Source organism: Sphingomonas sp. KR3-1, from assembly GCF_040049295.1.
Taxonomy (GTDB): domain Bacteria; phylum Pseudomonadota; class Alphaproteobacteria; order Sphingomonadales; family Sphingomonadaceae; genus Sphingomonas.
This window is the reverse complement of sequence record NZ_JBDZDQ010000001.1, coordinates 1,961,873-1,983,931: the sequence shown is the minus strand read 5'-3', so window position 1 is coordinate 1,983,931 and position 22,059 is coordinate 1,961,873. Positions and strand designations below refer to the sequence as shown.

The window sequence follows — 22,059 nt, the reverse complement described above, 5'->3', positions numbered from 1 at the left end:
GCTTACTCCTTGGGCAATTGGCCGAAGCTGCCGCAGAAGTCGGCGGTGGTGGAGACCCAGCCGAAGAACTTCTCGACATTGTAGACGGTGGCTTCCTGCATCATCGGCGGCCCGAGATGATGCGTCGCATCCTCGAGCATCACCCCGAAATATTCGAGGTGGAAGCCGTCGCGCAGCGTCGATTCGACGCACACGTTCGTGGCGATGCCGACGAAGACGATGTTGCGGATGCCGCGCGACCGCAGCGTCGAATCGAGCTGCGAGTTGAAGAAGGCGCTGTAGCGGGTCTTGTGGAGCCGGATGTCGCCGGGCCTGGGCGCCAGCGCATCGACCAGCTCGTAATCCCAAGTGCCGCGGGCGAGCAGCGTACCGCTGAGCTCGGGCCGGGCGCGCATCGTCTTGAGCGCATTGGACTTGTGCCAGTTGGGCGAGCCGGGGCCGCCGGCCTCGACATAGTCGGCGTCCCAGCCATTCTGGAGATAGATCACCGGCATACCCGCCGACCGGGCGGTGTCGAGCACCGCGGCGATCTTGTGAATCGTGCCTGCCGACCCCGAAATGTCGAACCCCGCCTGGTCGACATAGCCGCCGGGCGAGGCATAGGCATTCTGCATGTCGATCACGACGATCGCGGTCTCGTCGGCAAGCACGCGGATCGGCTCGGGCCGGGCGGGAAGCGTAACGACCCGCGGACCTTCGAGGTCGCGGCCGACGGTAGGTTCGCCTGTCATTTGCGCGAGTGTTCCCCAGAAGAACCCTCAGCGCAAGCGCCTTAGCTGGCCTCCGCCAGCAGCGCTGCGGCGTTTAGTGGGCCTCCGCCAGCAGTGCTGCGGCCCTGGCCCCCGCCCAGTCCATCTCGCCCGAGACGCGCCACACTTCCTTGCCTGCCGAATCATAGAGGATCGTGGTCGGCAGATTGACGTTCAGGCCCAGGCTGAAGGCGGTGTCCTTGTCGGTCCAGGGCTTGAGATGCTTGAAGCCGGCCTTGGCGAAATAGGGATCGACCTCGGCGCGGCCCTTGCCGTCCTGGCTGAGCGTGATCACCGGCAGGGCGTCGCCCTTCTGTCCGGCGAGCGCGTCCAGCGTCGGCATTTCGGCGCGGCACGGGATGCACCAGGTCGCCCAGAGATTGAGCAGCACCGGCTTGCCGGCGAAGGCGGCGAGCGTGACCGTCTTGCCCTCCGGATCGGCGAAGGGGAAGTCGGGGGCCGCCTCGCCCTTGTGGCTGCGATCGAGCGTGCCCTTGTCGGCAGTGGCGCCGGCAGTCGCCGCGCCGGACGCAGCATTGGCCGCCGGGATAGTTTCGTTTGCTTGGCTTCCGGGCCCGGAGCGCTTATCGCACCCCGCGATCATGAGGGTGCCGAGCAGGAGAAGTGAGATAGCCGAGCGCAAGGACAGCTCCAATGCAATGTGGGGTGGGCGCTTCGCCGAAGGCCCGTCTGCGGTGATGCGCGAGATTAACGCATCCATCCCCTTCGACAAGCGGATGTGGCGACAGGATCTGCGCGGATCGCAGGCGCATGTCACGATGCTGGGCGCGCAGGGCATCATCGGGGCGGAAGATGCAGCGGCGATCCATGCCGGGCTGGGCGACGTCGCGGCCGATTTCGAGGCCAAGGGCGTGCCCGAGGACCTGGCGCTCGAAGACATCCACATGCTCGCCGAATCGCGGCTGGCGCAAAAGATCGGCCCGACCGCGGGGCGCCTGCACACCGCCCGCTCGCGCAACGACCAGGTCGCGACCGACTTCCGCCTGTGGGTGCGCGACGCCGTGGACCAGGCCGAGGCGGCGCTGGGCGCGCTGCAGGACGCGCTGCTGGCGCGCGCCGAGGAACATGCCGACAGCGTGATGCCGGGCTTCACGCACCTTCAGGTCGCGCAGCCGGTGACGCTGGGGCATCATCTGATGGCCTATTTCGAGATGTTCGCGCGCGATCGTTCGCGGCTCCGCGATGCCCGCGCGCGCCTCAACCTCTGCCCGCTCGGATCGGCGGCGCTGGCCGGCACCGGCTTCAACCTCGACCGCGAAGCGACGGCGAAGGCACTCGGCTTTGACGGGCCGACGCGCAACTCGCTCGATTCGGTCTCCGACCGCGACTTCGCGATCGAGTATCTCACCGCGGCCGCGCAGACCGCGCTGCATCTCAGCCGGCTGGCCGAGGAATTCGTGATCTGGGCGAGCCAGCCCTTCGGCTTCGTGTCGCTGAGCGACCAATGGTCGACCGGCAGCTCGATCATGCCGCAGAAGCGCAACCCCGATGCCGCCGAACTGGTGCGCGGACATAGCGGGCGGATCACCGGCGCGCTCGTATCGCTGATGATCACGATGAAGGGCCTGCCGCTCGCCTATTCGAAGGACATGCAGGACGACAAGCCGCCGGTGTTCGAGGCGCATGACCTGCTCGGGCTCAGCATCGCGGCGATGACGGGCATGGTGGAGAGCGCGAGCTTCCGGCTGGAGCGCATGCGCGCCGCCGCCGAGGCCGGCTTCTCGACCGCGACCGATCTTGCCGACTGGCTGGTGCGCGAGGGCGGCATCCCGTTCCGCGAGGCGCACCACATCACCGGGCGCGCGGTTGCGGCGGCGGAAAGCGCCGGAATCCGGCTCGATCAGCTATCGATCACCCAACTCAAGGAAATCGACGCGCGGATCGACGAACGCGTATATGGCGTTCTCAGCGTCGATGCCTCGGTATCGAGCCGCACCAGCTTCGGGGGCACTTCCCCAATGCGGGTGCGCGAGGCAATCGCAGCGGCGAAGCAGGGCCGCGAGGAGGAAGGGCGATGAAGCGACCGGCAATTCTGGCACTCGCGCTCCTGGGCAGCCTCGCGCTTGCGAGCTGCGGCAACCGCGCGGAGCTCAAACCCAAGGCGACGGCATCGCTGCCGGTAGCGCCCGCGGGTGCGAAAGCGACGCCGTCGCCGACCGACCTTCTCAAGCCACCCGTCCAGACGCGCCCGGCACGCAGCGACGACCTGATCGAAAGCACCAACCAGCGGCGAAGCGACACGTTCGACCTGCCGCCGCGGTAAAATCCACAGGAAGTTCTTCAGTGTCTCATTTCGAAATGATCGGCGGCGAACTGCACGCCGAGAATGTCCCGCTCGCGCGCATTGCCGCTGACGTTGGCACGCCCGTCTATGTCTATTCGACCGAGGCGTTCCGCGACGCCGCCCGCGCCTTTCGCAACGGGCTGGAGCCGGTCGGCAAGCATCATGTCGCCTTCGCGGTGAAGGCCAATCCGAACCTGGCGGTGCTGCGCCTGCTGGCAAACGAAGGCTTCGGCGCCGATGTCGTCTCGGGCGGCGAGCTGGCGCGCGCGCTGGCGGCGGGCATCCCGGCAAAGGACGTGGTGTTCTCCGGCGTCGGCAAGACGCGCAAGGAGCTCGCCCAGGCGCTCGATGCCGGGATCGGCCAGTTCAACCTCGAGCTCGAGGAAGAAGGCGTCGTCCTCGCCGAGATCGCGCGCGCGAAGGGCATGACCGCCCCGGCGGCGCTGCGCGTCAACCCCGACGTCGATGCCGGCACGCACGAGAAGATCTCGACCGGCAAGGCCGAGAACAAGTTCGGCCTGCCGATCGACCAGGCCAAGGCGATCTTCGACCGGATTGCGCCGCTGGAAGGGATCAACCTGCGCGGCGTCGCGGTGCATATCGGCAGCCAGCTGCTCAGCCTCGCCCCGCTGGAAGCCGCGTTCGAGCGCGTCGGCAAGCTGGTCGCCGAGCTGCGCGCTGCGGGCCACGTGATCACCCATGTCGATCTCGGCGGCGGCCTGGGCGTCGCCTACAAGCCGGGCGACGTGCCGCCGACGTCCGAAGCGTTCGGCGAGATGGTCGCGCGGGTGACCAAGGACTGGGACGTCGAGCTGATGTTCGAGCCCGGCCGCCACATCTCGGCCGATGCCGGCGTGCTGGTCACCGAAGTGCTGTGGGTGAAGCCGGGCGTGACCAATCCCTGGGTCGTGGTCGACGCGGCGATGAACGACCTGGCACGTGTCGCGCTCTATGACGCCTATCACGGCTTCGCCTCGGTGACGCCCTCCGGCGAGACGATGGTCGCCAATGTCTGCGGCCCGGTATGCGAGAGCAGCGACGTGTTCCTCAAGAACCGCGAGATTGACGCGCTGAAGGGCGGCGACCTGGCGGTGCTGCAGAGCGCCGGCGCCTATGGCGCGACGATGGCGAGCACGTACAACAGCCGCGCGCTGGTGCCCGAGGTGCTGGTGTCGGGCGACCGCTTCCAGATCGTCGCCGGGCGGATCACCGCCGAGACGATCATGGGCGAAGAGCAGATCCCGGACTGGCTCGAGGCATGACGCTGACCGCCCTGCCGATCTTTCTGAGGCTGGCAGGGCGGCCGGTGATGCTGGTGGGCAGCGGCGAGGCGGCGGAAGCCAAGCGCCGACTGCTCGAGCGGGCGGGCGCGGTGATCGTCGGCGAGGAGGCTGCGGCAATCATTGCGATCGTCGCGCACACCGATCCCGAACCAATCGTGACACGATTGCGTTCTCGCGGGATGCTCGTGAACACCGTCGACCGCGCAGACCTGTGCGACTTCACCCTGCCCGCCATAATCGAGCGCGATCCGGTGCTGGTCGCGGTGGGCACCGGCGGGGTCTCCGCCGGGCTGGCGGCGGCGATCCGGCAGAAGCTGGAGGCCGAGCTGCCCGCCGACCTCGGCGAGACGGCAAGGGCGCTGCACGCGGCACGCCCCGAATTGCGCGCGCGCTTCCCCGACATCGCGGATCGCCGGCGCGCGATCGGCGCGGCGCTGGCCGAGGGTCTGGGCGGCGACGTGGTCGCGCGGATCGGCACGCCACCGGCGGCGACGCTGCTGCGCATCGCCCTCGCCTCGACCGATCCCGACGAGCTGACGCTGCGCCAGGCGCGCGCGCTTGCGCAGGCCGAGCGGGTGTACCATTTTCCCGGCGTGCCGATCGCCATCCTCAACCGCGCCCGGGCCGATGCGCCGCGCATCGCCTGCGCCGCCCCGCCCGAACTGCCGGGCCCGGGCCTCTCGATCTGGCTGGAGATGCAATGAGCGGCTTCGCGTACATCGTCCATGACGGCAAGGTCGAGCAGCCGATCCTTAAGGAGGCGCTCGACAAGCAGGCGGGGCTCAGCTGGATCCACCTCAACACCAATGACGAGCGCGCCCAGCTCTGGCTGAGCGGCGAGGCCAAGCTTGCCCAGCCGGTGATCGATGCGCTGACCGCGATGGAGACGCGCCCGCGCTGCGAGCTGTTCGGCCCGGCGGCGCTGGTCAATCTGCGCGGCATGTCGTCGGAGGATGTCGACACGTCCGACCAGCTCGCCTCGATCCGCATGTACGCGCATGGCGGCTGCGTCTTCTCGGTGACGCGCAAGCCGCTCAACGCCGTCGCGCCGGTGCGCAAGCAGGTCGAGGAGGGCAAGATCCTCGATCCCGGCGACCTGATCGCGGCGATCGCCCAGGCGATCACCGAGGAGCTCGACCCGATGGTCGCCGAGCTCGGCGATTCGCTCGACGATTGCGAGGAGCAGATCTCGCGCCACCGCGCGTTCGACTTGCGCCGGCTGGTCAATGCGACGCGGGTGAAGGCGATCGGGCTGCGGCGCTTCCTCTATCCGCAGCGCGCCGCGCTGGAGAAGCTCGCCGGGCTGCCGGTCGAGTGGCTGGCCGATGACGACCGGCTCCATCTTTCCGCCGCCGCCGATCGCGCCGCGCGCATGGCGGAGGAGCTGGAGAGCATCCGCGAGCGCGCCGCGCTTACCCACGAGACGCTCACCGACCTGCGCGCCGAGCTGATCGACCAGCGCTCGCTGACGATCGCGGTGGTGGCGATGGTGTTCCTGCCGCTGACCTTCCTCACCGGCCTGCTCGGCATGAACGTGGCGGGCATCCCTTATGCGCACGAACCCTGGGCGTTCGCCGGCGTGGTCGGGGTCTGCGTGGTGATGGCACTGGGAATCGCCGGCTATTTCATCGGCCGGCACTGGTTCGAGCGCTAGGCGCGGCTCAGCCGCGGCGGCAGCGCTCCAGCTCGGCCCGCGCCGTAGCGAGATCGCTGCGGACTTCGCCCAGCTCCATCGCCCGCGCCGCGATGCGCGCATCGAGGGCGAGGTTGGAACGCTTGAGCTCTTCCATCCGGTCGGCGCGCGCCAGGATCCGGTCGATCCGCGCGGCGAGCTCCTCGAACGCATAGGTGCCGCAGAGATAGTCGTCGGCGCCGGCCTGCAGCGCCTCGACCGCGGCACCGGCATCGTCATGGTTGCTCACCATGATCACCGGCAGGTCCGACGTGTCGCGGGCGCCGCGAATCTCCTGGAGGACGTGGAGCCCCGAAACCTCGGGCATCACCCGGTCGATCAGCACCATGTCGAAGCCGCGCGCCGAGATCAGCTCGAGCGCCTGCGATCCGCGATCCGCAAGGACGACGAGATAGCCGAGCTGGCCGAGGCGGTGCGCGAGCACGTGCAAATTGGTCCGGCTGTCATCGACTGCCAGGATGGTGCGCGTGGCCCGGCGGCGACTGCCGATCCCTTCCTGTGCCGAAGCTTCGTCCATGGCCGGCATCCTACGCCGGCAACAATCACGAAACCGTTAAGCGCTGCGCAACCGCGCTTGGATCAGCGTGCCAGGAAGTTGAAGATCTGTCCCACCATCACGTCCATCGGGCCGCTGCACTTGTCGATCGGATCGCCCGGTTCGGCGGTATTGATCGCCAGGCCCATCGGCGTCGGCCAGCCGCGCAGCGCGTGGGTGATCGTGCGCAGCGCCTGCAGCGTCGACACCGCCGCCTGCCAGCCCGCCGCGGTGGCGATCAGGCCCACCGGCAGCCCGTCGAAATAGGGGCGCTCGTCCTTGCTCAGCGTCTCGACATAGTCGAGCGCGGTCTTGACCAGCCCGGAAAGCGTGCCGTGATAGCCGGGCGACCCGACGATCACCGCATCGGCGCTACGCAGCGCCTCGAGATAGCGCAGCACTGCCGGGTTCCCCTCGACATTGCCCGGCTCGTAATGCGGGAAGGCGATCGCCTCGCCGGTGAGCAGGGTGGTGCGGGCGCCGCGCGCCTCGGCCTTTTGGAGCGTTGCGGCAAGCAGCCGTCCGGTGGCGGATTCCGCGCGCAGGGTGCCGCCCAGCGCGACGATGTGAGGTGCCGACATGCCCCTCCGCTAACCCAAAGCCGGAGCGAGCGCCAGTCCGTGGACCTGGGATGCGTGCAGCGGCTATGGGTCGGCAGAATCGCCACGGGGGTCGCAATGGTCGCAACTACGCACGGGCCCCTGGCGGGCGTGCGCATCATCGAGTTCGACATGCCCGGCGCCGTGCAGTTCGCCGGCATGCTGCTTGCCGATCTCGGCTGCGACGTGGTGCGGATCCGGCGCCCGCGCCAGGAAGAGAGCGCCGTCGCCGCGCTGCTCCACCGCGGGCGCTCGCAGGTCACGCTAGACCTTACCCAGACGGCAGACCGCGAGCAGGCGCTGGCACTGATCGCCGAGGCGGACGGCGTGATCGAAGGCTATCGCCCGGGCACCGCCGAGCAGGTCGGCCTCGACCCGGCGCGCTGCCTCGCGCTCAATCCACGGCTCGTCTATGCCCGCACCAGCGGCTGGGGCCGCGAGGGGCCGCTGGCCGGCACGCCCGGCACCGACATCAACCATCTCGCGCTCTCCGGCGCGCTCCACGCGATCGGCCCTGCCGCCGCGCCGGTGCCGCCGCTCGGCCTGATCGGCGACACCGCCGGCGGCGCGCTCTACCTGGCGCTGGGACTGGTCTCGGCATTGCTGGGGGCACAGGCGACGGGCCGGGGCCAGGTGATCGAGGCGGCACAGCTCGACGGGACGGCATCGATGATGACGCTCTACTACGCGCTGCACGGCGCCGGGCGCTGGGTCGACGCGCGCACGGCGAACATGGTCGATGGCGGCGCGCCCTATTATCGCTGCTACGCCTGCGCCGATGGCCGGCATGTCGCGGTAGGCGCGATCGAACCGCCGGCGTTCCGCGCGCTCTGCGCCGCGCTGGGCATCCCGGCAGAGCGCTACGATCCCTATGATCGCGCCTGCTGGCCGGCGATCGCCGAAGTGCTGGCATCGGCCTTCGCATCGCGCGGGCGCGACGAATGGGCCGGGTTGTTCGAAGGCAGCGAGGCGTGCGTGACGCCGGTGCTTTCGCTCGCCGAGGCGCCGCTCCACCCGCACAGCCGGGCGCGCAACGTCTTTGCGGTGCAGCGCGGCGTCATGCAGCCAATGCCGGCGCCGCGCTTTTCGGAGACGCCCGCACAGGCGCTGCCGGCTATCGATGAAACGGTGGACGCGATCCTCAGCCGCTGGACTTGAGGCTGCTCCAAGCCTTGGCGATTTCCTCGAGACTGTCGGCGGCGGCACGGAACGGCGCCGGATCGATGCCCGGCGCGGCCTGGAGGATGTCGCCGCGCAGGCCGTGATAGAAAGTGGCGAGCGTGCGCGAGACCTGGCCGCCCTTGTCGAAATCCAGCCCCGCCTCGAGCGCGAAGAGCACCGCGGTGGCGCGCGCGACGCGCTCGCCGCGAACCGCATAATTGCCCCGCTCGACCGCCCAGGCCGCGGTGCGCAGCGCAGCGACCGCCTCGTCATAGAGCAGGCCGACCAGCGCGTGCGGATCGCCGCCGGCCGAACGGCCGACCAGATCGATCTGGCGATAGGTGCTGGCGGGATTGGCGGCGAGCGCCGAGGCGTAGCGCATCAGTTGCTCGACGCGTTCCAGGCAGCGATCTGCTGCGTAAGGAAGGCCTGGGTCGACTTGTAGGCGGCGACCTTGGCATCCATCGCGGCGAACTGCTGCGTCATGCGGTCCTTCATCGCCGCGGTGTCGGTGGCGACCTTGTCCTTCTGGTCCGCGAGCTTGCTCTGCTGCTTGGTATAATTGTCGGCGCTGGCACCGAGTCCCGTGGTGGTGCTCGCCGCGTTGGTCGCGATCGTCGACAGCGCCTTGGAGAGCGCCGCGCCGCTCGCGAAGATCTTCTCGATATCGTTGGGATAGGTGGAAAGCACGGTCGAGAGGCGACTGGTGTCCACGCTCAGCGAGCCGTCGCGATTGGTCTTCACGCCGATGTCCGCGAGCTTGGACGGCACGTCGCTCGAGGCGCCGGGCACGAGATCGGTCAGCGTCAGGCTCTTGAGCTGGCGCAGCAGGTCCTTGGCGGCGGCATCGGTGCGCAGCGGGCCGGTGATCGGATCGACCGCCGCCTGCACGGCCTTGTACACTTCGTTGTAGGTCGCGACGAAGTTGCTCACCGCGTCGCTGATCGCCGAGGTGGGCGCGCTGGCGCCGATCGCGACCTTGGTGCCCACCGATGCCGCGACCAGATCGATCCGCGCGCCCGGGATCATGCCCGAGATGCTGTTCGTCGGATATTTGGCCTCGACGCCGTCGAGCGCGACCCGGGCATCCTGCGCGGTCGCGTTGATCGTCGAATTGGCCGCGTCCTTGCCGACATCGAGCTGCGAGAGATCGCCGGTGCCGCTGAGCGTGAAGGCCTGCGAAGAGCCGGTCGAGCTTTTGAGGACCAGGCGCGCGCCGTTGCTGTCGCTGAGGATCGAGGCGGTGATGCCCGCCTTCTTGGCGTTGATCGCGTCGGCGATGCCCTTCAGCGTGTTGTTCGAAGAGGTGATGTCGATCGTGATCGGCGTGGCCGGCCCCGCGGTGAAATCGGTCATCGCGCCGTTCGCGACCGTCGCGGAGCCGAAGGTGAGCGTGAACGTGCCGGTGCCGACGACGCTGGCGCTGCCGCCGCTGAACGACTGCGAGCTGGTGACCTGGCCCTGGGCGAGCTGGCGCACTTCCATCGTCGCGTTGAGGCCGGCGAGATCGGCGCCCGGGAGCCGCGTGACGGTGAGGATGCCGCTGTTCGAGCTGGTCGGCTGGGTGGCGAGCGAGCCCGAGCCGGTGAGCGAGGCGAGCGCAGAGGCGAAGTCGCTGATGTTGCTCTTGAGCGTGCTGACCGTCGAGATCTGGGTGGTGAGCGTGTCGCTCTGCGTGGTGATCAGCTGGTTCTTGTTGGCAAACGCGTTCTCGACCAGCGACTCGACCAGCGCATTGGTGTCGATCCCGGATCCGGTGCCCAGCGTCTTTGCGATCGATTCGACGGCCATTGCTTCCCCCTGTCCCCCCGATAAACGGCCGGGCGCCCGCGTTTTTTAGTGGGCACGCGCCTGTTTCCGGCCGTTTTCGTCGAAAAGCGCGGTCTCGGGCACGCTGACCGCGGGCATGACCGCATTGGCGCGCTTGCTGAGCTGGAAGACGAAGGCGAGCACCGTCGCCACCGCCATGTAGAGATCGTCGCGGATCTCCTGGTTTTCCTTGCTGGTATAGTAGACCGCGCGAGCGAGCGGCGGGATCTCGAGGACCGGCACGTCGAGCTCGCCGGCGAGCTCGCGGATCGCCAGCGCGGTCGCACCGCGGCCCTTGGCGACGAGCACCGGCACCTGGTCGCGGCCCTGCTCGTAGCGCAGCGCCACGGCGAAATGGGTCGGGTTGGTAATCACGACATTGGCCGTCGCCACGGCCTTGCGGAAGCTGCCCTTGAGAATCTGGCGCTGGCGCTGGCGCTGCGCGGCCTTGGCCTCGGGCGAGCCTTCGCTCTCCTTGTGCTCGTCGCGCACTTCCTGCTTGGTCATGCGCAGCCGGCTCATGTGGCGGAGGATCTGGATCGGCAGGTCGACGCCGGCGATCAGCAGCAGCCCACCGGCCATGACGAAGAGCAGATAGAGGAATTCGCTGCCCATCGCGCCGATCGCGCCGTGCAGGTCGGCCTCGACCAGCCCGAGCGAGCGCCGGGTGAGCGACCAGAGCAGCCAGGCGCCAATGCTGCCGAGCAGCGCTACCTTGAGCAGCGCCTTGCCCAGCTCGATCCATCCATTGGGGCCGAACATCCGGGCGAGGCCCGACGCCGGATTTACGCGCGAGGCCTTGGGCGCGAACAGCTTGGAATTCCAGCGCAGCCCGGCGAGCCCGGCATGGCTGAGCACCGCGCCGACCACCGCGACGAGCAGCAGGCCTCCCATCGGCATGGCGAGCTTCCATCCCGCCTCGGCGAGCGGGCGCCAGGGCTCGAAATCCTCGATGTCCGCACGGCCGAAGCTGAAGCTGCCGACCATCACTTCCTTGCAGGCGCGGATCAGCGACGGCCCGAGCATCGTCATCCAGGCGCAGCCCAGAAGGACGATCAGCGCCGTGCCGAAGTCCTTCGAGCTGAGTATTTGTCCGTCTTCTTCCGCCTTGCGTTTCCGCTTGGCGGTTGGGGCTTCCGTCTTTTCGCCGCCGGACTCCGACATCAGCCGAGCACCAGCTGCGGCATCATCGTGAGCGATTCACGCACGATGACGACGAGATAATCGCCCATCGCCGGCAGCGCGAGCGTGAGCGCAACGACGCCGAACAGCAGGCTGGCGGGCAGGCCGATCGCGAACAGGTTGAGCGCCGGCGCGGCGCGGCTGAGCATGCCGACGATCAGGTTGAGGCAGAGCAGCAAGAAGCCGATCGGCAGCGACAGCAGCAGCCCGGCGAGGAAGGTGTAGCCGCCGAACATCGCGATGCCGAGCAGGCGCTCGGGCGCGATCCAGGCGCCGGGGGGCATGACGGCATAGCTGCGCACGACGAGGTCGACGAGGACAAGATGCCCGTCGACCGCGAGGAAGACCAGCGTCAGCATCAGCGACAGGAAGGTGCCGATCGCCGGCGTCGAGTGGCCGCTGGTCGGGTCGACGGCATTGGTGAAGCCGAGGCCCATCGACATCGAGATCACTTCGCTCGCCACCATCGGCGCGGCGAAGGCGATCTGGAGCACGAAGCCCATCGCCAGGCCGGTCAGCGCCTCGGCGGCGACGGCGAGGAAGGTGGTGAGCGAGAAGATCTGCGCGGGCGGGGTGATGTGCGCGACGTTGATCACCAGCACGCCGATCGCGCCGGTGAGCGCGATGCGCGCGGGCAGCGGGATCGCCATCGCGCTGAACACCGGCGCCGCGACGAACGCCGCGCCGATCCGCACCATCGCGAACAGCAGCGCCCAGAGCTGGGGCTCGATCGAGAGGCCGAAGCCCATCAGCATCGGCTTACTTCACCAGGTCCGGAATGCGCTCGAAGATGCTCACCATGAAGTCGCCGAGCAGGCCGAGGATCATCGAGCCGAAGATGACCAGGCTCAGCCCGACCACGATCAGCTTGGGGACGAAGGTGAGCGTCTGCTCCTGGATCGACGTCGCGGCCTGGACCATGCCGAGCACCAGGCCGGCAAGCAGCGCCGGCACCAGGATCGGCGTGGCGGCGAGCGCCAGCACCCACATCGCCTCGCGGCCGACGGTGAGGAAGTAATCGGCGTCCATCGGGGCTAGCTCACAAAGCTGGAGGCGAGCGAACCCATCGTCAGCGCCCATCCGTCGACCAGGACGAAGAGCAGCAGCTTGAAGGGCAGCGATATGATCGTCGGCGACAGCATCATCATGCCCAGCGCCATCAGCACCGTGGCGACGACCATGTCGATCACCAGGAAGGGCAGGAAGATCAGGAAGCCGATCTGGAAGGCGGTCTTGAGCTCGCTGGTGACATAGGCGGGGAGCAGCACCGAGAAGGGCACGTCTTCCGGCTTGGCATAGGGGCCGCTCTTGGCGAGGCCGGCGAACAGGGTGACGTCCTTGGTGCGGGTCTGCTTGATCATGAAGCCGTGCAGCGCCTCGCCCGACTTGGCGATCATCTCGCTCGCGCCGATCTTGCCGGCCGAATAGGGCTGGATCGCGTTGACGTTCATCGTGTTGAGCGTCGGCGCCATCACGAAGAAGCTGAGGAACAGCGACAGCCCGATCAGCACCTGGTTGGGCGGGGTCTGCTGGAGGCCCAGCGCCTGGCGGAGCAGCGATAGCACGATGATGATCCGGGTGAAGCTGGTCATCATCAGCAGGATGCCCGGCAGCACCGAGAGCAGGCCCATGATGATGAGGACCTGGAGCGACAGGCTGAGCGGGGCGTTGCCGCCGCCAAGATCGCCCAGCGCGCGGTCCACGGCTTCGCCCACGCCCGGCGTCGCGACCGGCGCGGGCACGGCGGGCGCAGCCGCCTGGGCGAGCGCCGGCATGGCGAAGAGGACGAAGAAGGCCAGCAGCCCGATGAACAGCGCGGCGCGGCCGCCCACCGTGCGCGGCGCCGAGACGATCGCGCGCGTCACTGCGGCTTGTCCACCAGGGTGACGCCGCTGCGGGTGACCGAGACGAGCAGCTTCTGCCCCTCGAACTCGATCACGGCGAGGCGCAGGCCCGGCCCGAGCATCATCGTTTCCTTGAGCTGCACCATCCGGGTCGTCTGGTTCTTGGGCAGCCGCGTCTCGAGCTTGCGCCAGGCATAGAGGCAACCGACCATCAGGCCGCAGACGAGCGGCAGCAGCACGATCAGCTTGATGATGTACATCGTCATGGGGTCAGCGCACCGCGCGCTTGTCGGGGCTGACCAGCTCGGTCATCCGCACGCCGAACTTCTCGCCGACCGTGACGACCTCGCCGCGGCCGATCAGCGTGCCGTTGACGAACACGTCGAGCAGCTCATTGGCCTCGCGGTCGAGCTCGATCACGCTCTCCTCGCCGAGCGCGAGCAGCTCGCGCAGAGTGAGGCGGGTCGAACCGATCTCGACGGTCAGCTTGACGTCGACGTCCTGCAACAGCCGGAAATTGGCCGCCAGCGCCGTGTCGGCCTGGAAGGTGGCCGTCATGTCGTTCATTGGAAGTCCTCTGCGTTGATCGGTTCGAGCGAAGTGAGGCGGACCGCGGCGCGGCCGTTGGCGGTGCCGACAAGGCCGGTGCCGAGGCGGCGGCGGGCCACCATCACCGGAACCTCGGGGCCGAAGTCGATCGGGATGACATCGCCTTCCTTGAGCTCGAGCAGGCGGCCGAGCGGCAGGGTCGGCTCGGCGAGCACCGAGCGCACGGGCAGGGTCACCGCCATCACTGCGCGGGTGAGGCCCGAGCGCCATTCGGGCTCGACCTCGTCCTGCTTGCCATGCACCTTGACCATCAGCGCGGAGCCGTGCGGCTTCAGGGCGGCGACGGGATAGAGAATGTCGAAGAAATGCGGCTTGCCCTCGCCCGGCGCGATGCCGAAACGCGTGACGACCACGGGATCGTCATTGCCGAGATCCGGAACGGCGGCGAGGTTCGGCGTGGCTTCGGCGCGGAAGGCGATGCGCGCCAGCGGCTCCCAGGCCTTGTCGAGCAGGCCGGTCGCCGATGCCGCGAGCCGGCAGACCAGCGCCTCGGCGGCCGGCGTGAATTCGGTGGGCAGCGGATGCGGTGCTTCGCCGTCGCCGCCGAAGAACGCGTCGAGCATCTCGAACACCAGCCCGGCTTCGAGCACGAACTGGGCGCGGGCGCGGGCATTGCCCATCGCCATGGGCTGCCAAGCCGAGAGCACGCCGCCGCGCTCCGCCTTGTAATCGGCAAAGCGCTGGACCGAGAGCGGCTCGGCCCAGGCGCGCAAATCCTTGCGGAGAAGCCCTTCAAAGGCGCCCTTCAACGACTTCGCCAGCCGCGCACTCAGGTGCTGCAGCGTGACCAGATCGCCGAACGGATTGAGATTGGCCGTCCCCAGCACCGGCGCATGCTCTGCGTTGGCGCGGGGACGTTCTCGCCGTTCGGCTGCGTCTAGTGAAGGGCTGTTAACCATGCCCGTTCACTGAACAATGAAATTGGTAAAGTAGACGTTACTAACCCCGCCAAAGCCTTCCTTTTCCTTCAAAACGCCATTGATTGCCTTGGCCAGGCGATCCTGGATGTGGCGCTTGCCCTCTGCGGTGAAGACCTCGTCCTCCGTGGTCTCGCCCAGCGCCATCAGCACGGCCGAGCGAATCGCGATCTCGTGCGTCTTGATGTTGTCGAGGACGCGCTCGTCATAGGGTGTCGAGACGGCGATGCCGACCTGGACGAAATGGACGCTGTCCTGGAGGTTCGAGGTGAACTCCTTCTCCATCGGATAGTAGCTGGAGGCATATTTATCGCCGCCCTCGCCCTTGGGGGTCGGCATGCCGCCATGGCCGGGGGCCGCACCGCCGCCCTCGCCCTCGCCGCCATGGCCATCCTCGCCGCCGCCGCTCATCGAGGCGCGCTTTTCCTCGCTCTTGGGGACGAGCTTGGGCCCGTCATTCTCCTCGGCATGCGCGGCGGCGCTGAACCAGCCCGCCTGCATGCCGTAGAATGCCGCGCCACCGCCGCCGCCGAGCAGCAGCACCGGCAGGCCCACGAGCAGCAGAAGCTTGCCCTTGCCCTTTTTCTTCGGCGCTTCGGCGCCCTCGGTCTTGGTATCGGCCATCATCTATCTCCGGGGGTCTCAGGCGACCCGTTCGTCCTCGTTGGTGGAAGTCTCGGCCCCGCGGCGCGCGCTGGGCGGTGCCGAGGGCTGGTGGCGATTGGGCGCGGCGTCCTGGCGCTGGCCCTGGTGCATCTGCGGATTGCTCGCGCCGCTGCTGCCGGTACCGCTCCCGCCATTGTTCCCCGTCGCGTTCGATTCGACGCTGCTCGAGACGATGCGGATGCCGCGCTCCTGCGCGATCTCGGCCAGCTTGGGCTGGGCATCGCTGATCAGCTGCCGCGCGGCCTGGGTGTCGGTGCTGAACGCGACGTGCATGCCGGCATCGTCCTGGCGAATCGCGATATCGAGCTTGCCCAGACCCTCCGGCATCAGGCTGATCTTGGTCTCGCGGAGCGGCGCGGCGTCGCGCAGCGCCTCGATCTTGTCGATCATCTGCGAGGTCCATTCCTGGTGGCGCGTGTCGAGCGTGCCGCCCTGGCCCTGCGCGGTCGCCGCAACGGCGGTCGCGGTCTGGGTGCCAGTCGTCGGCACCGAGAGAGTCGACAGGTCGACCTGCGGATCGCTGGCGGCGGTGCGCGGCTGGGGCAGCTCGAAGGCGGCCGGCGCGGCGGCCTCGCCGAGCGGCGCAACCGCTTCGCGCTGGCCCTGCGTGACATCGGCGATCGAGACCTGGCGCGGCGGCGCCGGGCGATCGAGCGCGATCCGCACGACGGGCGCCTCGGCAGCCGCCTGGCGCAGCTCGTGCGGCGCCTGGGCAACGGGCGCCAAAGACGCGGGCGCGGGAGACTTGGGCGCGGAAGACGCGAGCGCGGGAGACTTGGGCACCGGGGCGTCGGTGGTCGTCGCGCTGGCAACAGCCCGGGCGGCGGCGGCATCGACCTCGGGATCGACGAGGGCCGCGCGCGACGGGGCTGCAGGGGCGGCATCGGTCCTTGCCGGGCGCGCCTCGCCGCGGCGCGGCGCCGGCTGCAGCTTCACCTCGGGCGCGACAATGCCGGGCACGGCCGCGGCGACCTTGGCGACAGGCACGGTCGCTGCTTGGGCCACCGGCGCGGCTTCGACCACCGGCGCGTCTTCCGTCTGGGCGACCGGGGCATCGGGCAGCTGGACTTCGCGGCGGCCGCGCGTCTTGCCGGCTGCTTCCGCCTTCACGCCCGGCAGCGCATCGATTGTCTCGGCCTTGGCGGCAGGCGGGGCGACCGGCATCTGCGCCGTGGCGAACCAGGCAAAAGGCGAGGCGGGCGCGTCTTCGCCCTCCTTGTCGTCGTCCTCGCTATCGGTGCCGGCGTCCGGCTGATCCTCGCCCTTGCCGTCGAGGCCGAGCACGGCATCCGGCAATTCCTTGCCGGCTTCGGCACCCTCTTGCCGGCCGGGCAGAAGGACCGCCGCCCCCGCCGCTTCCCCCTGTGGAGCGGCTGAAGGCACGGCGATCTTGGGCATCAGCGCTCCCAGGGCCAGCGCAAAGCCGCTCGCGCCCGCGGAAATCGCGGCGTTCGGCTTGACGGGCCCCACGGACATCGTGGGAAGCGCAGTGGAAGGCTGGATCAAGTTCAGGTCCCCGTGACACTAGGTTCACCGGGATCTCAGCAAATATCGTGCCGATTTTTGCCCATGGGAGGAAGCTCCTCCAGTTCGCGCAGCGCCTTGAGCGCCGCATCGGCCTCGGCGCGAGTGATCAGCTTCTCGATCGCGTTCTGGTCGCGGCGCGCCTCGCGGGTGGCGACGCGCGCCATCTCAAGGCTCTGCTCGGCGACTTCGACGCGCTTGTCGGCAGCGAAGGCGGACTGGTGGAGCCGATCGCGGAAATGCGCGGCGGCGGCCAGGTTCGAGGCGGATTCCGACGCGCTCGGCGCCGGCGCGATGTTCGCGGCGAGATTGGCGATGCGATCGCGCAGCCTGGCTTCCTGATCGACCTTGGCGCGCGCGCGAACCTCGTCGGCGCGGACCAGATCGAGCTGGAGCGTGCGGACGCGCAGCAGGCGCCCGAGCTTCTTCGAATCCCTAGCCATGCCCGAACACGCCGACCAGCTCGGTCACCGCGTCGGGAAGCGAGACGGTATCGTCGGCGCCCTGGCGGATATATTCCATCACCGCCGGGTGGCAGGCGATCGCCGCGTCGATCTCGGGGTCGGCGCCGGGGCGATAGGCGCCCATCAGCACCAGGTCGCGATTTTCTTCATAGGTGGCGAGGTGGCGGCGCAGCACGCGCGCGGCGGCGACATGCTCCTTGGGCGCGATGTCGGTCATCACGCGGCTGACCGACGGGCCGAGATCGATCGCCGGATAGACGCCCCGCTCGGCGAGCGCGCGGCTCAGCACGATATGGCCGTCGAGGATCGAGCGGGCCGAATCGACCACCGGATCGTTGCCGTCGTCGCCATCGGCGAGCACCGTGTAGATCGCGGTGATCGAGCCGCCGGTATGCACGTCGGTGCCCGCGCGCTCGATCAGGCTCGGCAGCATCGCGATCGCCGAGGGCGGATAGCCGCGCGCCGAGGCCGGCTCGCCCAGCGCCAGCCCGATCTCGCGGCCGGCATGGGCGACGCGGGTGAGCGAATCCATGATCAGCAGCACCTTCTTGCCCTCGGCGCGGAACGCCTCGGCAATCGCGGTGGCACGCAGAGCGCCGCGGATGCGGAGCACGGGCGAATGGTTGGCGGGCACCGCAACGACCACGGAGCGCGCGCGCGCCTCCCCGGCCACCTTGGTTTCGAGGAAGTCTGCGACTTCGCGGCTGCGCTCGCCGATCAGCCCGATGACGATCACTTCGGCCTGCGCCGCGCGGACCATCATGCCGAGCAGCACCGACTTGCCGACGCCCGATCCGGCCATGATGCCGACGCGCTGGCCCTGGCCGATCGTCAGCAACCCGTTGATCGCGCGCACGCCGACGTCGAGCGGCTCGAGCACCCTTCCGCGGTCCAGCGGCGAGGCGGGCTTGCCGGCAAGCGGCCATTTGCCCGCGCCGCGGATCGGGCCGAGCCCGTCGATCGGGCGGCCCGAGCCATCGACGACGCGGCCGAGCATCGCCGCGCCGACCTCGGCCTCTCCGGGAGGGCCGATCGGGCGGACAGGCGCGTTGGGCAGCAGCGCGGCAGGGCCGCCAAGATTCATGAGCAGCGTGCGGCCGGAGCGGAAGCCGATCACTTCGGCCTCGACCCGGCTCTCGCCGTCGCCGATCGCGCAGACCGTGCCGACCGGCAGCTGGAGGCCGACCGCCTCCATCAGCAGCCCGTCATAGGAAGCGAGCCGGCCGGAGATCCGCGGCTGGGCCGCGAAACTGCCCAGGTCGAGGCCGTCCAGATAATGTTCGGGGAAACGGTTCAGCATGCGGGCGGAATCGGCACGCGGTCGATCGCCTGGGCGAGCTGCTCGAGCCACAGGTCGGGGCCGTCCTCGATGATCGTCGAGGCGCTTTCGATGACGAAGCCGCCGCGCGCGATATGCGGATCGCCGACCGGGAAGACGGTGGCGGGCAGCTTGCCCTGGACGAAGGCGACATCCTCCGGATGCAGGCGCAACAGGGCGGATTCGGCGCTGTCGGCAAGCAGGTCGACCGCCGCGTTGATCCGCTGGGCAAGCACATCGGGCGCGACACCGACTTCGCCGACCAGCTTGGTGACGAGGTGGAGCACGGTCTGGCGCAGCTGGCCGGCCATGCGGTCACGATCGAAATGCGCGCCGGTGGCGAGCGCGGTCGAGACCTGATCGAGCAGCGCCGCCTCGCGGGCCCGCGCCGCCTCGATCTCGACGGTCGCCGCGGCATGGCCTTCGGCGAACCCCGCCTCATGCGCCGCCGCGATCGGATCGACGAACGGGCCGTGATCGTGATTGTGCTGCTTGTCGGCGGCAAAGGGATCCCAGCCCTCGGTCGGGTTGGCATCGGGATTGGCGGGCGCGAAGTGGCGCGGCTGGGCCGGCGCTTCCTCGAACACCCGGCGGCCGATCCGGTCGACTTCGGAGGGAGCGAAGTCCGCACTGTCCCCGAACGCACGGGCCAGGACGGTCCCGGCCGCGCTGATCCGCCCGGCAAAGCCCGGCGCGAAATCAGACATAGTCGTCGTCTCCGCCCTTCGAGGGCATCTGCAGCGTGCCGTCCTTCACCAGGCCGCGGGCAATCGCGATCATCGCCTTCTGCGCATCGAGCACATCGGCCATCTTCATCGGTCCGAGCGATTCCATCTCGTCGCGGATGCCGTCGGCGGCACGGCTCGACATGCAGCCGAGGAAACGCTCGCGAACTTCTTCCTCGACGCCCTTCAGCGACTTGACCAGGATGGTCGTGTCGATGTTGCGGATCAGGGTCGACAGGTTCTTGTCGTCGAGCTCGAGCAGATTGTCGAAGACGAACATCGCCTCTTCGATCGCGCGCGCCACGTCGCGGTCGATCTTGGCGAGCTTGGGCATGACGCGCTGCTCGGTGACCTTGCGGGCACCCGACAGGATCTTCGCCGCCTCGCGGGTGCCGCCCAGCTGGAGGCCGCCCGACGACTTGCGCGAGCCGGTGCCGACACGGCCCTGGAGCATGGTCTTCAGCGTCTCGATCGCCTCGGGCGGGATCGGGCCGAGCTTGGCGATACGGCGCAGGATCTGCGGCTGCGCGGCTTCGGGCAGATGCTCGAACACCTTGGCGGCGACATCGGGATCGAGATTGGCGAGCAGCACCGCGGCGATCTGCGGATGCTCCGCCTCGATCATCCCGGCGATCTCCTCGGGCTCGAACCAGTCGAGCCATTCGATCGAGGCGGCCTGGCTGGCCGGCATCACCCGGGCAAGCACGCCCGAGGCGCGCTCGGGGCCGAGCGCCTTGTTCATGATGCTCTCGATGCGCGGCGCCGGATCGAAGGTCACGCCGGTCCGCTCGCGCGCCTTGAACACGAAATCGTCGAGGACGATGTCGACTTCAGCTTCGCTGACATCGGCGACGTTGAACATCGCCTTGCCGAGCGAGCGGACTTCATCGGGATCGAGCTTCTGCAGGATGGCCGCGGCCTCCTCCTCGCCGACGAGCATCATCAGGACCGCGGCGCGCTCGACGCCGTTGAAGCTGCGGATCGCGTTCACTGGGCGTCTGCCTTGATCATGTCGCGCACCGCCAGGGCGGCGCGTGCGGGGTTGTCGCGGGTGAAGCCGCGGACCAGGCCGACGCGCTCGTCATAGCTGTTTCCGGCGCTGTCGAGCATGTCGATCGAGACCGGCGCATGGCCATGGTCCTGGCCGTCCTCGCCGGGCGCGCCGCTCATCGCAAGCGCCGGGCGATTGCCCGCGGCCGCGGCCGGCTCCTCGCGCTTCTTGAGCAGCGCCTTGGTGAGCGGCCGGACGCCGAGGAACAGCACGAGCAGCGCGATCACCAGCGCGGTGGCGTTGCGCGCGGCGAGCGGCACCCATTCGGCCTCGTACCAGGCCGGGCCCTTTTCGGCGGCATCGGCGGCGGTGGTGAACTTGCGGCTGATCACGGTGACCTGGTCGGTGCGGCCCTGGTTATAGCCGACCGCCGCCTGGACGAGCTGGGTGATCTGCTGGATCTCGACCTGCGAGCGCGGCTTGCCGCCTTCCTCGCGCAGCAGCACCGCAACCGACAGGCGCTTGATGCTCCCCGGGGCCTGGCGCGTCACCGAGACCTGCTTGCCGGTCTCATAGGTGCGGGTGAAGCTGTCGCTCTGCTTCTGCGGCGTCGCCTGGGCAGCGCCGGCGGCCACCGTGGTGCCGGGCGCGGCAGGCGCCGCACCGGGCGTCGGCTGCGCATTGGGCGCGGTGATCGTGCTGGCCGGCGGCGGCGTGTTGGAGAGCGCGCCCGGGATACCACCCGGGGCCTGGCCGTCCTTGTTGCCGGTCCAGGCGCCCTGCTCGGCGGCGAGCACGCCTTCCTTGTCATAGCTTTCGCGCGTCGCCTGGTTCTCGTCGAGGTCGACATCGGCCTGCACCTCGGCGGTGAAGTTGCCGGCGCCGACGAGCGGGGTCAGCAGCTGGACCAGCTGCTCGCGATACTTGTCCTCGATGCGACGCTGATAGTCGATGCGGGCATCGCCGGCCGAATTGGCCTCGTTGCCCTTCTTCGAGAGCAACGCGCCCATCTGATCGACGATGGTGACGTTCTCGGCCGCCATGCCGGGAACCGACGAGGCGACGAGATTGACGATCGCGCGGGTCTGCGCCTCGCCCAGCGCTCGGCCGGGCTGGAGCTTGAGGATCACCGAGGCGGTGGGCACCGCCTTGTCGCGAACGAACACGCTGGCCTCTGGCGTGGCGAGGTGGACGCGCGCCTCGGCGACCGAATCGATCTCCTCGATCGAGCGGGCGAGCTCGGTCTCACGCGCCTGGCGCAGGCGCTCGCCTTCGACGGCGCGCGAAACGCCCATCGGCAGCTGGTCGAGGATCTGGTAGCCCCCCGGTGCCGCCTTGGGCAGGTTCTGGCTGGCGAGCAGCATCCGCGCCTTGTGGTAATCGTCCTCGGCAACCGTGATCGAGCCCGAGCTGTCGATGCTCGACTTGATGCTGGCGCCCTCGAGCGCCGAGCTGATCGCGGCCTTGTCGGCATCGGTCACGTTGGCGAACAGGATCCGCTGCGGCGAAGTCGCGACCAGCGACCAGGCGAGGAAGCCGGCGGCGACCAGGCAGACCAGGAAGATGAGCGGCATCGCGCGCTTGACCGCGGGCTGCGCGAGCAGTCCGCGGGCCTGGGCGAGCGGTCCGGCGAGGCGGCCCGAGGGGAGGCCTTGCGGTTCGGTGGCGGTGAGTGCGTTGCTCAT

The 22,059-nt window shown here is 69.1% G+C and carries 26 protein-coding genes; 6 read left to right on the top strand and 20 right to left on the bottom strand.

The features are described from left to right. Window positions 1–2: 2 nt before the first annotated feature. The gene (gene rutB, locus ABLE38_RS09775) at window positions 3–731 is read right to left on the bottom strand and encodes a pyrimidine utilization protein B (RefSeq protein ID WP_348973958.1); all 729 of its coding nucleotides are present in this window, start codon (window positions 729–731) and stop codon (window positions 3–5) included. 73 nt (window positions 732–804) lie between these two features. Continuing rightward, window positions 805–1,353: a TlpA disulfide reductase family protein gene (locus ABLE38_RS09770; RefSeq protein ID WP_348973957.1), complete on the bottom strand. Its 549-nt coding sequence runs from the start codon at window positions 1,351–1,353 to the stop codon at window positions 805–807. A 55-nt stretch (window positions 1,354–1,408) separates the two neighbouring features. Here ABLE38_RS09770 and argH point away from each other — a divergent pair, with 55 nt between their 5' ends. The 5 genes from argH to ABLE38_RS09745 are packed head-to-tail and all read left to right on the top strand — an operon-like array spanning window position 1,409 to window position 5,991. Continuing rightward, window positions 1,409–2,788, top strand: coding sequence for an argininosuccinate lyase (gene argH / locus ABLE38_RS09765; RefSeq protein ID WP_348973956.1), 1,380 nt, complete (start codon window positions 1,409–1,411; stop codon window positions 2,786–2,788). Further along, window positions 2,785–3,033, top strand: coding sequence for a hypothetical protein (locus ABLE38_RS09760; RefSeq protein ID WP_348973955.1), 249 nt, complete (start codon window positions 2,785–2,787; stop codon window positions 3,031–3,033). Before argH ends, ABLE38_RS09760 begins: the two co-directional genes overlap by 4 nt. A gap of 20 nt (window positions 3,034–3,053) precedes the next feature. Further along, entirely contained in the window at window positions 3,054–4,316 is a 1,263-nt protein-coding gene (gene lysA / locus ABLE38_RS09755; RefSeq protein ID WP_348973954.1) for a diaminopimelate decarboxylase, read from the top strand. Continuing rightward, window positions 4,313–5,041 carry a siroheme synthase gene (locus tag ABLE38_RS09750; protein WP_348973953.1) on the top strand — a complete coding sequence of 243 codons (729 nt, stop codon included), beginning with the start codon at window positions 4,313–4,315 and terminating at the stop codon, window positions 5,039–5,041. Before lysA ends, ABLE38_RS09750 begins: the two co-directional genes overlap by 4 nt. Beyond that, window positions 5,038–5,991: a CorA family divalent cation transporter gene (locus ABLE38_RS09745; RefSeq protein ID WP_348973952.1), complete on the top strand. Its 954-nt coding sequence runs from the start codon at window positions 5,038–5,040 to the stop codon at window positions 5,989–5,991. The genes ABLE38_RS09750 and ABLE38_RS09745 overlap by 4 nt, the downstream gene beginning before the upstream one ends. A gap of 7 nt (window positions 5,992–5,998) precedes the next feature. Here ABLE38_RS09745 and ABLE38_RS09740 read toward each other — a convergent pair whose 3' ends face one another. Continuing rightward, window positions 5,999–6,547 carry a response regulator gene (locus tag ABLE38_RS09740; RefSeq protein WP_348973951.1) on the bottom strand — a complete coding sequence of 183 codons (549 nt, stop codon included), beginning with the start codon at window positions 6,545–6,547 and terminating at the stop codon, window positions 5,999–6,001. Between the two features lie 62 nt (window positions 6,548–6,609). Then, entirely contained in the window at window positions 6,610–7,146 is a 537-nt protein-coding gene (locus tag ABLE38_RS09735) for an NADPH-dependent FMN reductase (RefSeq protein WP_348973950.1), read from the bottom strand. Window positions 7,147–7,242: 96 nt separating this feature from the next. Here ABLE38_RS09735 and ABLE38_RS09730 point away from each other — a divergent pair, with 96 nt between their 5' ends. Beyond that, window positions 7,243–8,322 (top strand): CaiB/BaiF CoA-transferase family protein, encoded by a 1,080-nt coding sequence (locus tag ABLE38_RS09730; protein ID WP_348973949.1) that lies wholly within the window; start codon window positions 7,243–7,245, stop codon window positions 8,320–8,322. On the opposite strand, the gene ABLE38_RS09725 is transcribed toward ABLE38_RS09730, so the two are convergent. From ABLE38_RS09725 to fliF, 16 genes are all read right to left on the bottom strand, one after another. Continuing rightward, window positions 8,306–8,707 (bottom strand): flagellar protein FliS, encoded by a 402-nt coding sequence (locus ABLE38_RS09725; protein ID WP_348973948.1) that lies wholly within the window; start codon window positions 8,705–8,707, stop codon window positions 8,306–8,308. The two genes, ABLE38_RS09730 and ABLE38_RS09725, sit on opposite strands and share 17 nt — an antisense overlap. After that, complete coding sequence (fliD, locus tag ABLE38_RS09720; protein WP_348973947.1) at window positions 8,707–10,116, bottom strand: flagellar filament capping protein FliD; 1,410 nt, start codon at window positions 10,114–10,116, stop codon at window positions 8,707–8,709. Before fliD ends, ABLE38_RS09725 begins: the two co-directional genes overlap by 1 nt. A 45-nt stretch (window positions 10,117–10,161) precedes the next feature. After that, a complete protein-coding gene (locus tag ABLE38_RS09715) occupies window positions 10,162–11,298 on the bottom strand; it encodes a flagellar type III secretion system protein FlhB (RefSeq protein ID WP_348973946.1) in 1,137 nt (378 codons plus the stop codon). After that, on the bottom strand, window positions 11,298–12,071 hold the full coding sequence (gene fliR, locus ABLE38_RS09710; protein ID WP_348973945.1) for a flagellar biosynthetic protein FliR: 774 nt from the start codon (window positions 12,069–12,071) through the stop codon (window positions 11,298–11,300). Before fliR ends, ABLE38_RS09715 begins: the two co-directional genes overlap by 1 nt. Before the next feature lie 4 nt (window positions 12,072–12,075). Then, a complete protein-coding gene (gene fliQ, locus ABLE38_RS09705; RefSeq protein WP_348973944.1) occupies window positions 12,076–12,345 on the bottom strand; it encodes a flagellar biosynthesis protein FliQ in 270 nt (89 codons plus the stop codon). Window positions 12,346–12,350: 5 nt separating this feature from the next. Beyond that, window positions 12,351–13,148: a flagellar type III secretion system pore protein FliP gene (gene fliP / locus ABLE38_RS09700; RefSeq protein ID WP_348974481.1), complete on the bottom strand. Its 798-nt coding sequence runs from the start codon at window positions 13,146–13,148 to the stop codon at window positions 12,351–12,353. 29 nt (window positions 13,149–13,177) lie between these two features. After that, window positions 13,178–13,426 carry a flagellar biosynthetic protein FliO gene (locus ABLE38_RS09695; RefSeq protein WP_348973943.1) on the bottom strand — a complete coding sequence of 83 codons (249 nt, stop codon included), beginning with the start codon at window positions 13,424–13,426 and terminating at the stop codon, window positions 13,178–13,180. 4 nt (window positions 13,427–13,430) lie between these two features. After that, complete coding sequence (gene fliN / locus ABLE38_RS09690; protein ID WP_348973942.1) at window positions 13,431–13,727, bottom strand: flagellar motor switch protein FliN; 297 nt, start codon at window positions 13,725–13,727, stop codon at window positions 13,431–13,433. Continuing rightward, entirely contained in the window at window positions 13,724–14,596 is an 873-nt protein-coding gene (locus ABLE38_RS09685) for a flagellar motor switch protein FliM (protein ID WP_348973941.1), read from the bottom strand. The genes fliN and ABLE38_RS09685 overlap by 4 nt, the downstream gene beginning before the upstream one ends. Window positions 14,597–14,674: 78 nt before the next feature. Next, entirely contained in the window at window positions 14,675–15,310 is a 636-nt protein-coding gene (locus tag ABLE38_RS09680) for a flagellar basal body-associated FliL family protein (RefSeq protein WP_348973940.1), read from the bottom strand. Window positions 15,311–15,328: 18 nt separating this feature from the next. Then, window positions 15,329–16,750 carry a flagellar hook-length control protein FliK gene (locus tag ABLE38_RS09675; RefSeq protein WP_348973939.1) on the bottom strand — a complete coding sequence of 474 codons (1,422 nt, stop codon included), beginning with the start codon at window positions 16,748–16,750 and terminating at the stop codon, window positions 15,329–15,331. Between the two features lie 143 nt (window positions 16,751–16,893). Further along, window positions 16,894–17,319: a hypothetical protein gene (locus ABLE38_RS09670; RefSeq protein ID WP_348973938.1), complete on the bottom strand. Its 426-nt coding sequence runs from the start codon at window positions 17,317–17,319 to the stop codon at window positions 16,894–16,896. Continuing rightward, a complete protein-coding gene (locus tag ABLE38_RS09665; RefSeq protein ID WP_348973937.1) occupies window positions 17,312–18,640 on the bottom strand; it encodes a FliI/YscN family ATPase in 1,329 nt (442 codons plus the stop codon). The genes ABLE38_RS09670 and ABLE38_RS09665 overlap by 8 nt, the downstream gene beginning before the upstream one ends. Beyond that, window positions 18,634–19,365, bottom strand: a complete 732-nt coding sequence (locus tag ABLE38_RS09660; protein WP_348973936.1) for a FliH/SctL family protein — start codon at window positions 19,363–19,365, stop codon at window positions 18,634–18,636. The genes ABLE38_RS09665 and ABLE38_RS09660 overlap by 7 nt, the downstream gene beginning before the upstream one ends. After that, complete coding sequence (fliG, locus tag ABLE38_RS09655; RefSeq protein ID WP_348973935.1) at window positions 19,358–20,374, bottom strand: flagellar motor switch protein FliG; 1,017 nt, start codon at window positions 20,372–20,374, stop codon at window positions 19,358–19,360. The genes ABLE38_RS09660 and fliG overlap by 8 nt, the downstream gene beginning before the upstream one ends. Continuing rightward, window positions 20,371–22,059, bottom strand: a complete 1,689-nt coding sequence (gene fliF / locus ABLE38_RS09650; protein ID WP_348973934.1) for a flagellar basal-body MS-ring/collar protein FliF — start codon at window positions 22,057–22,059, stop codon at window positions 20,371–20,373. The genes fliG and fliF overlap by 4 nt, the downstream gene beginning before the upstream one ends.

Excerpts from the sequence above, each read along its gene's own strand:
- fliF (WP_348973934.1), bottom strand. The coding sequence starts at position 22,059 with ATGAGCAACGCACTCACCGCCACCGAACCGCAAGGCCTCCCCTCGGGC.
- ABLE38_RS09670 (WP_348973938.1), bottom strand. The coding sequence starts at position 17,319 with ATGGCTAGGGATTCGAAGAAGCTCGGGCGCCTGCTGCGCGTCCGCACG.
- ABLE38_RS09730 (WP_348973949.1), top strand. The coding sequence starts at position 7,243 with ATGGTCGCAACTACGCACGGGCCCCTGGCGGGCGTGCGCATCATCGAG.
- ABLE38_RS09725 (WP_348973948.1), bottom strand. The coding sequence starts at position 8,707 with ATGCGCTACGCCTCGGCGCTCGCCGCCAATCCCGCCAGCACCTATCGC.
- ABLE38_RS09735 (WP_348973950.1), bottom strand. The coding sequence starts at position 7,146 with ATGTCGGCACCTCACATCGTCGCGCTGGGCGGCACCCTGCGCGCGGAA.
- ABLE38_RS09660 (WP_348973936.1), bottom strand. The coding sequence starts at position 19,365 with ATGTCTGATTTCGCGCCGGGCTTTGCCGGGCGGATCAGCGCGGCCGGG.
- ABLE38_RS09680 (WP_348973940.1), bottom strand. The coding sequence starts at position 15,310 with ATGGCCGATACCAAGACCGAGGGCGCCGAAGCGCCGAAGAAAAAGGGC.
- ABLE38_RS09760 (WP_348973955.1), top strand. The coding sequence starts at position 2,785 with ATGAAGCGACCGGCAATTCTGGCACTCGCGCTCCTGGGCAGCCTCGCG.
- fliQ (WP_348973944.1), bottom strand. The coding sequence starts at position 12,345 with ATGGACGCCGATTACTTCCTCACCGTCGGCCGCGAGGCGATGTGGGTG.
- ABLE38_RS09740 (WP_348973951.1), bottom strand. The coding sequence starts at position 6,547 with ATGGACGAAGCTTCGGCACAGGAAGGGATCGGCAGTCGCCGCCGGGCC.
- fliR (WP_348973945.1), bottom strand. The coding sequence starts at position 12,071 with ATGCTGATGGGCTTCGGCCTCTCGATCGAGCCCCAGCTCTGGGCGCTG.
- argH (WP_348973956.1), top strand. The coding sequence starts at position 1,409 with ATGTGGGGTGGGCGCTTCGCCGAAGGCCCGTCTGCGGTGATGCGCGAG.
- rutB (WP_348973958.1), bottom strand. The coding sequence starts at position 731 with ATGACAGGCGAACCTACCGTCGGCCGCGACCTCGAAGGTCCGCGGGTC.
- ABLE38_RS09675 (WP_348973939.1), bottom strand. The coding sequence starts at position 16,750 with ATGCCCAAGATCGCCGTGCCTTCAGCCGCTCCACAGGGGGAAGCGGCG.
- fliD (WP_348973947.1), bottom strand. The coding sequence starts at position 10,116 with ATGGCCGTCGAATCGATCGCAAAGACGCTGGGCACCGGATCCGGGATC.
- ABLE38_RS09695 (WP_348973943.1), bottom strand. The coding sequence starts at position 13,426 with ATGACGATGTACATCATCAAGCTGATCGTGCTGCTGCCGCTCGTCTGC.
- ABLE38_RS09770 (WP_348973957.1), bottom strand. The coding sequence starts at position 1,353 with ATGATCGCGGGGTGCGATAAGCGCTCCGGGCCCGGAAGCCAAGCAAAC.
- ABLE38_RS09750 (WP_348973953.1), top strand. The coding sequence starts at position 4,313 with ATGACGCTGACCGCCCTGCCGATCTTTCTGAGGCTGGCAGGGCGGCCG.
- ABLE38_RS09715 (WP_348973946.1), bottom strand. The coding sequence starts at position 11,298 with ATGTCGGAGTCCGGCGGCGAAAAGACGGAAGCCCCAACCGCCAAGCGG.
- fliN (WP_348973942.1), bottom strand. The coding sequence starts at position 13,727 with ATGAACGACATGACGGCCACCTTCCAGGCCGACACGGCGCTGGCGGCC.
- ABLE38_RS09665 (WP_348973937.1), bottom strand. The coding sequence starts at position 18,640 with ATGCTGAACCGTTTCCCCGAACATTATCTGGACGGCCTCGACCTGGGC.
- ABLE38_RS09745 (WP_348973952.1), top strand. The coding sequence starts at position 5,038 with ATGAGCGGCTTCGCGTACATCGTCCATGACGGCAAGGTCGAGCAGCCG.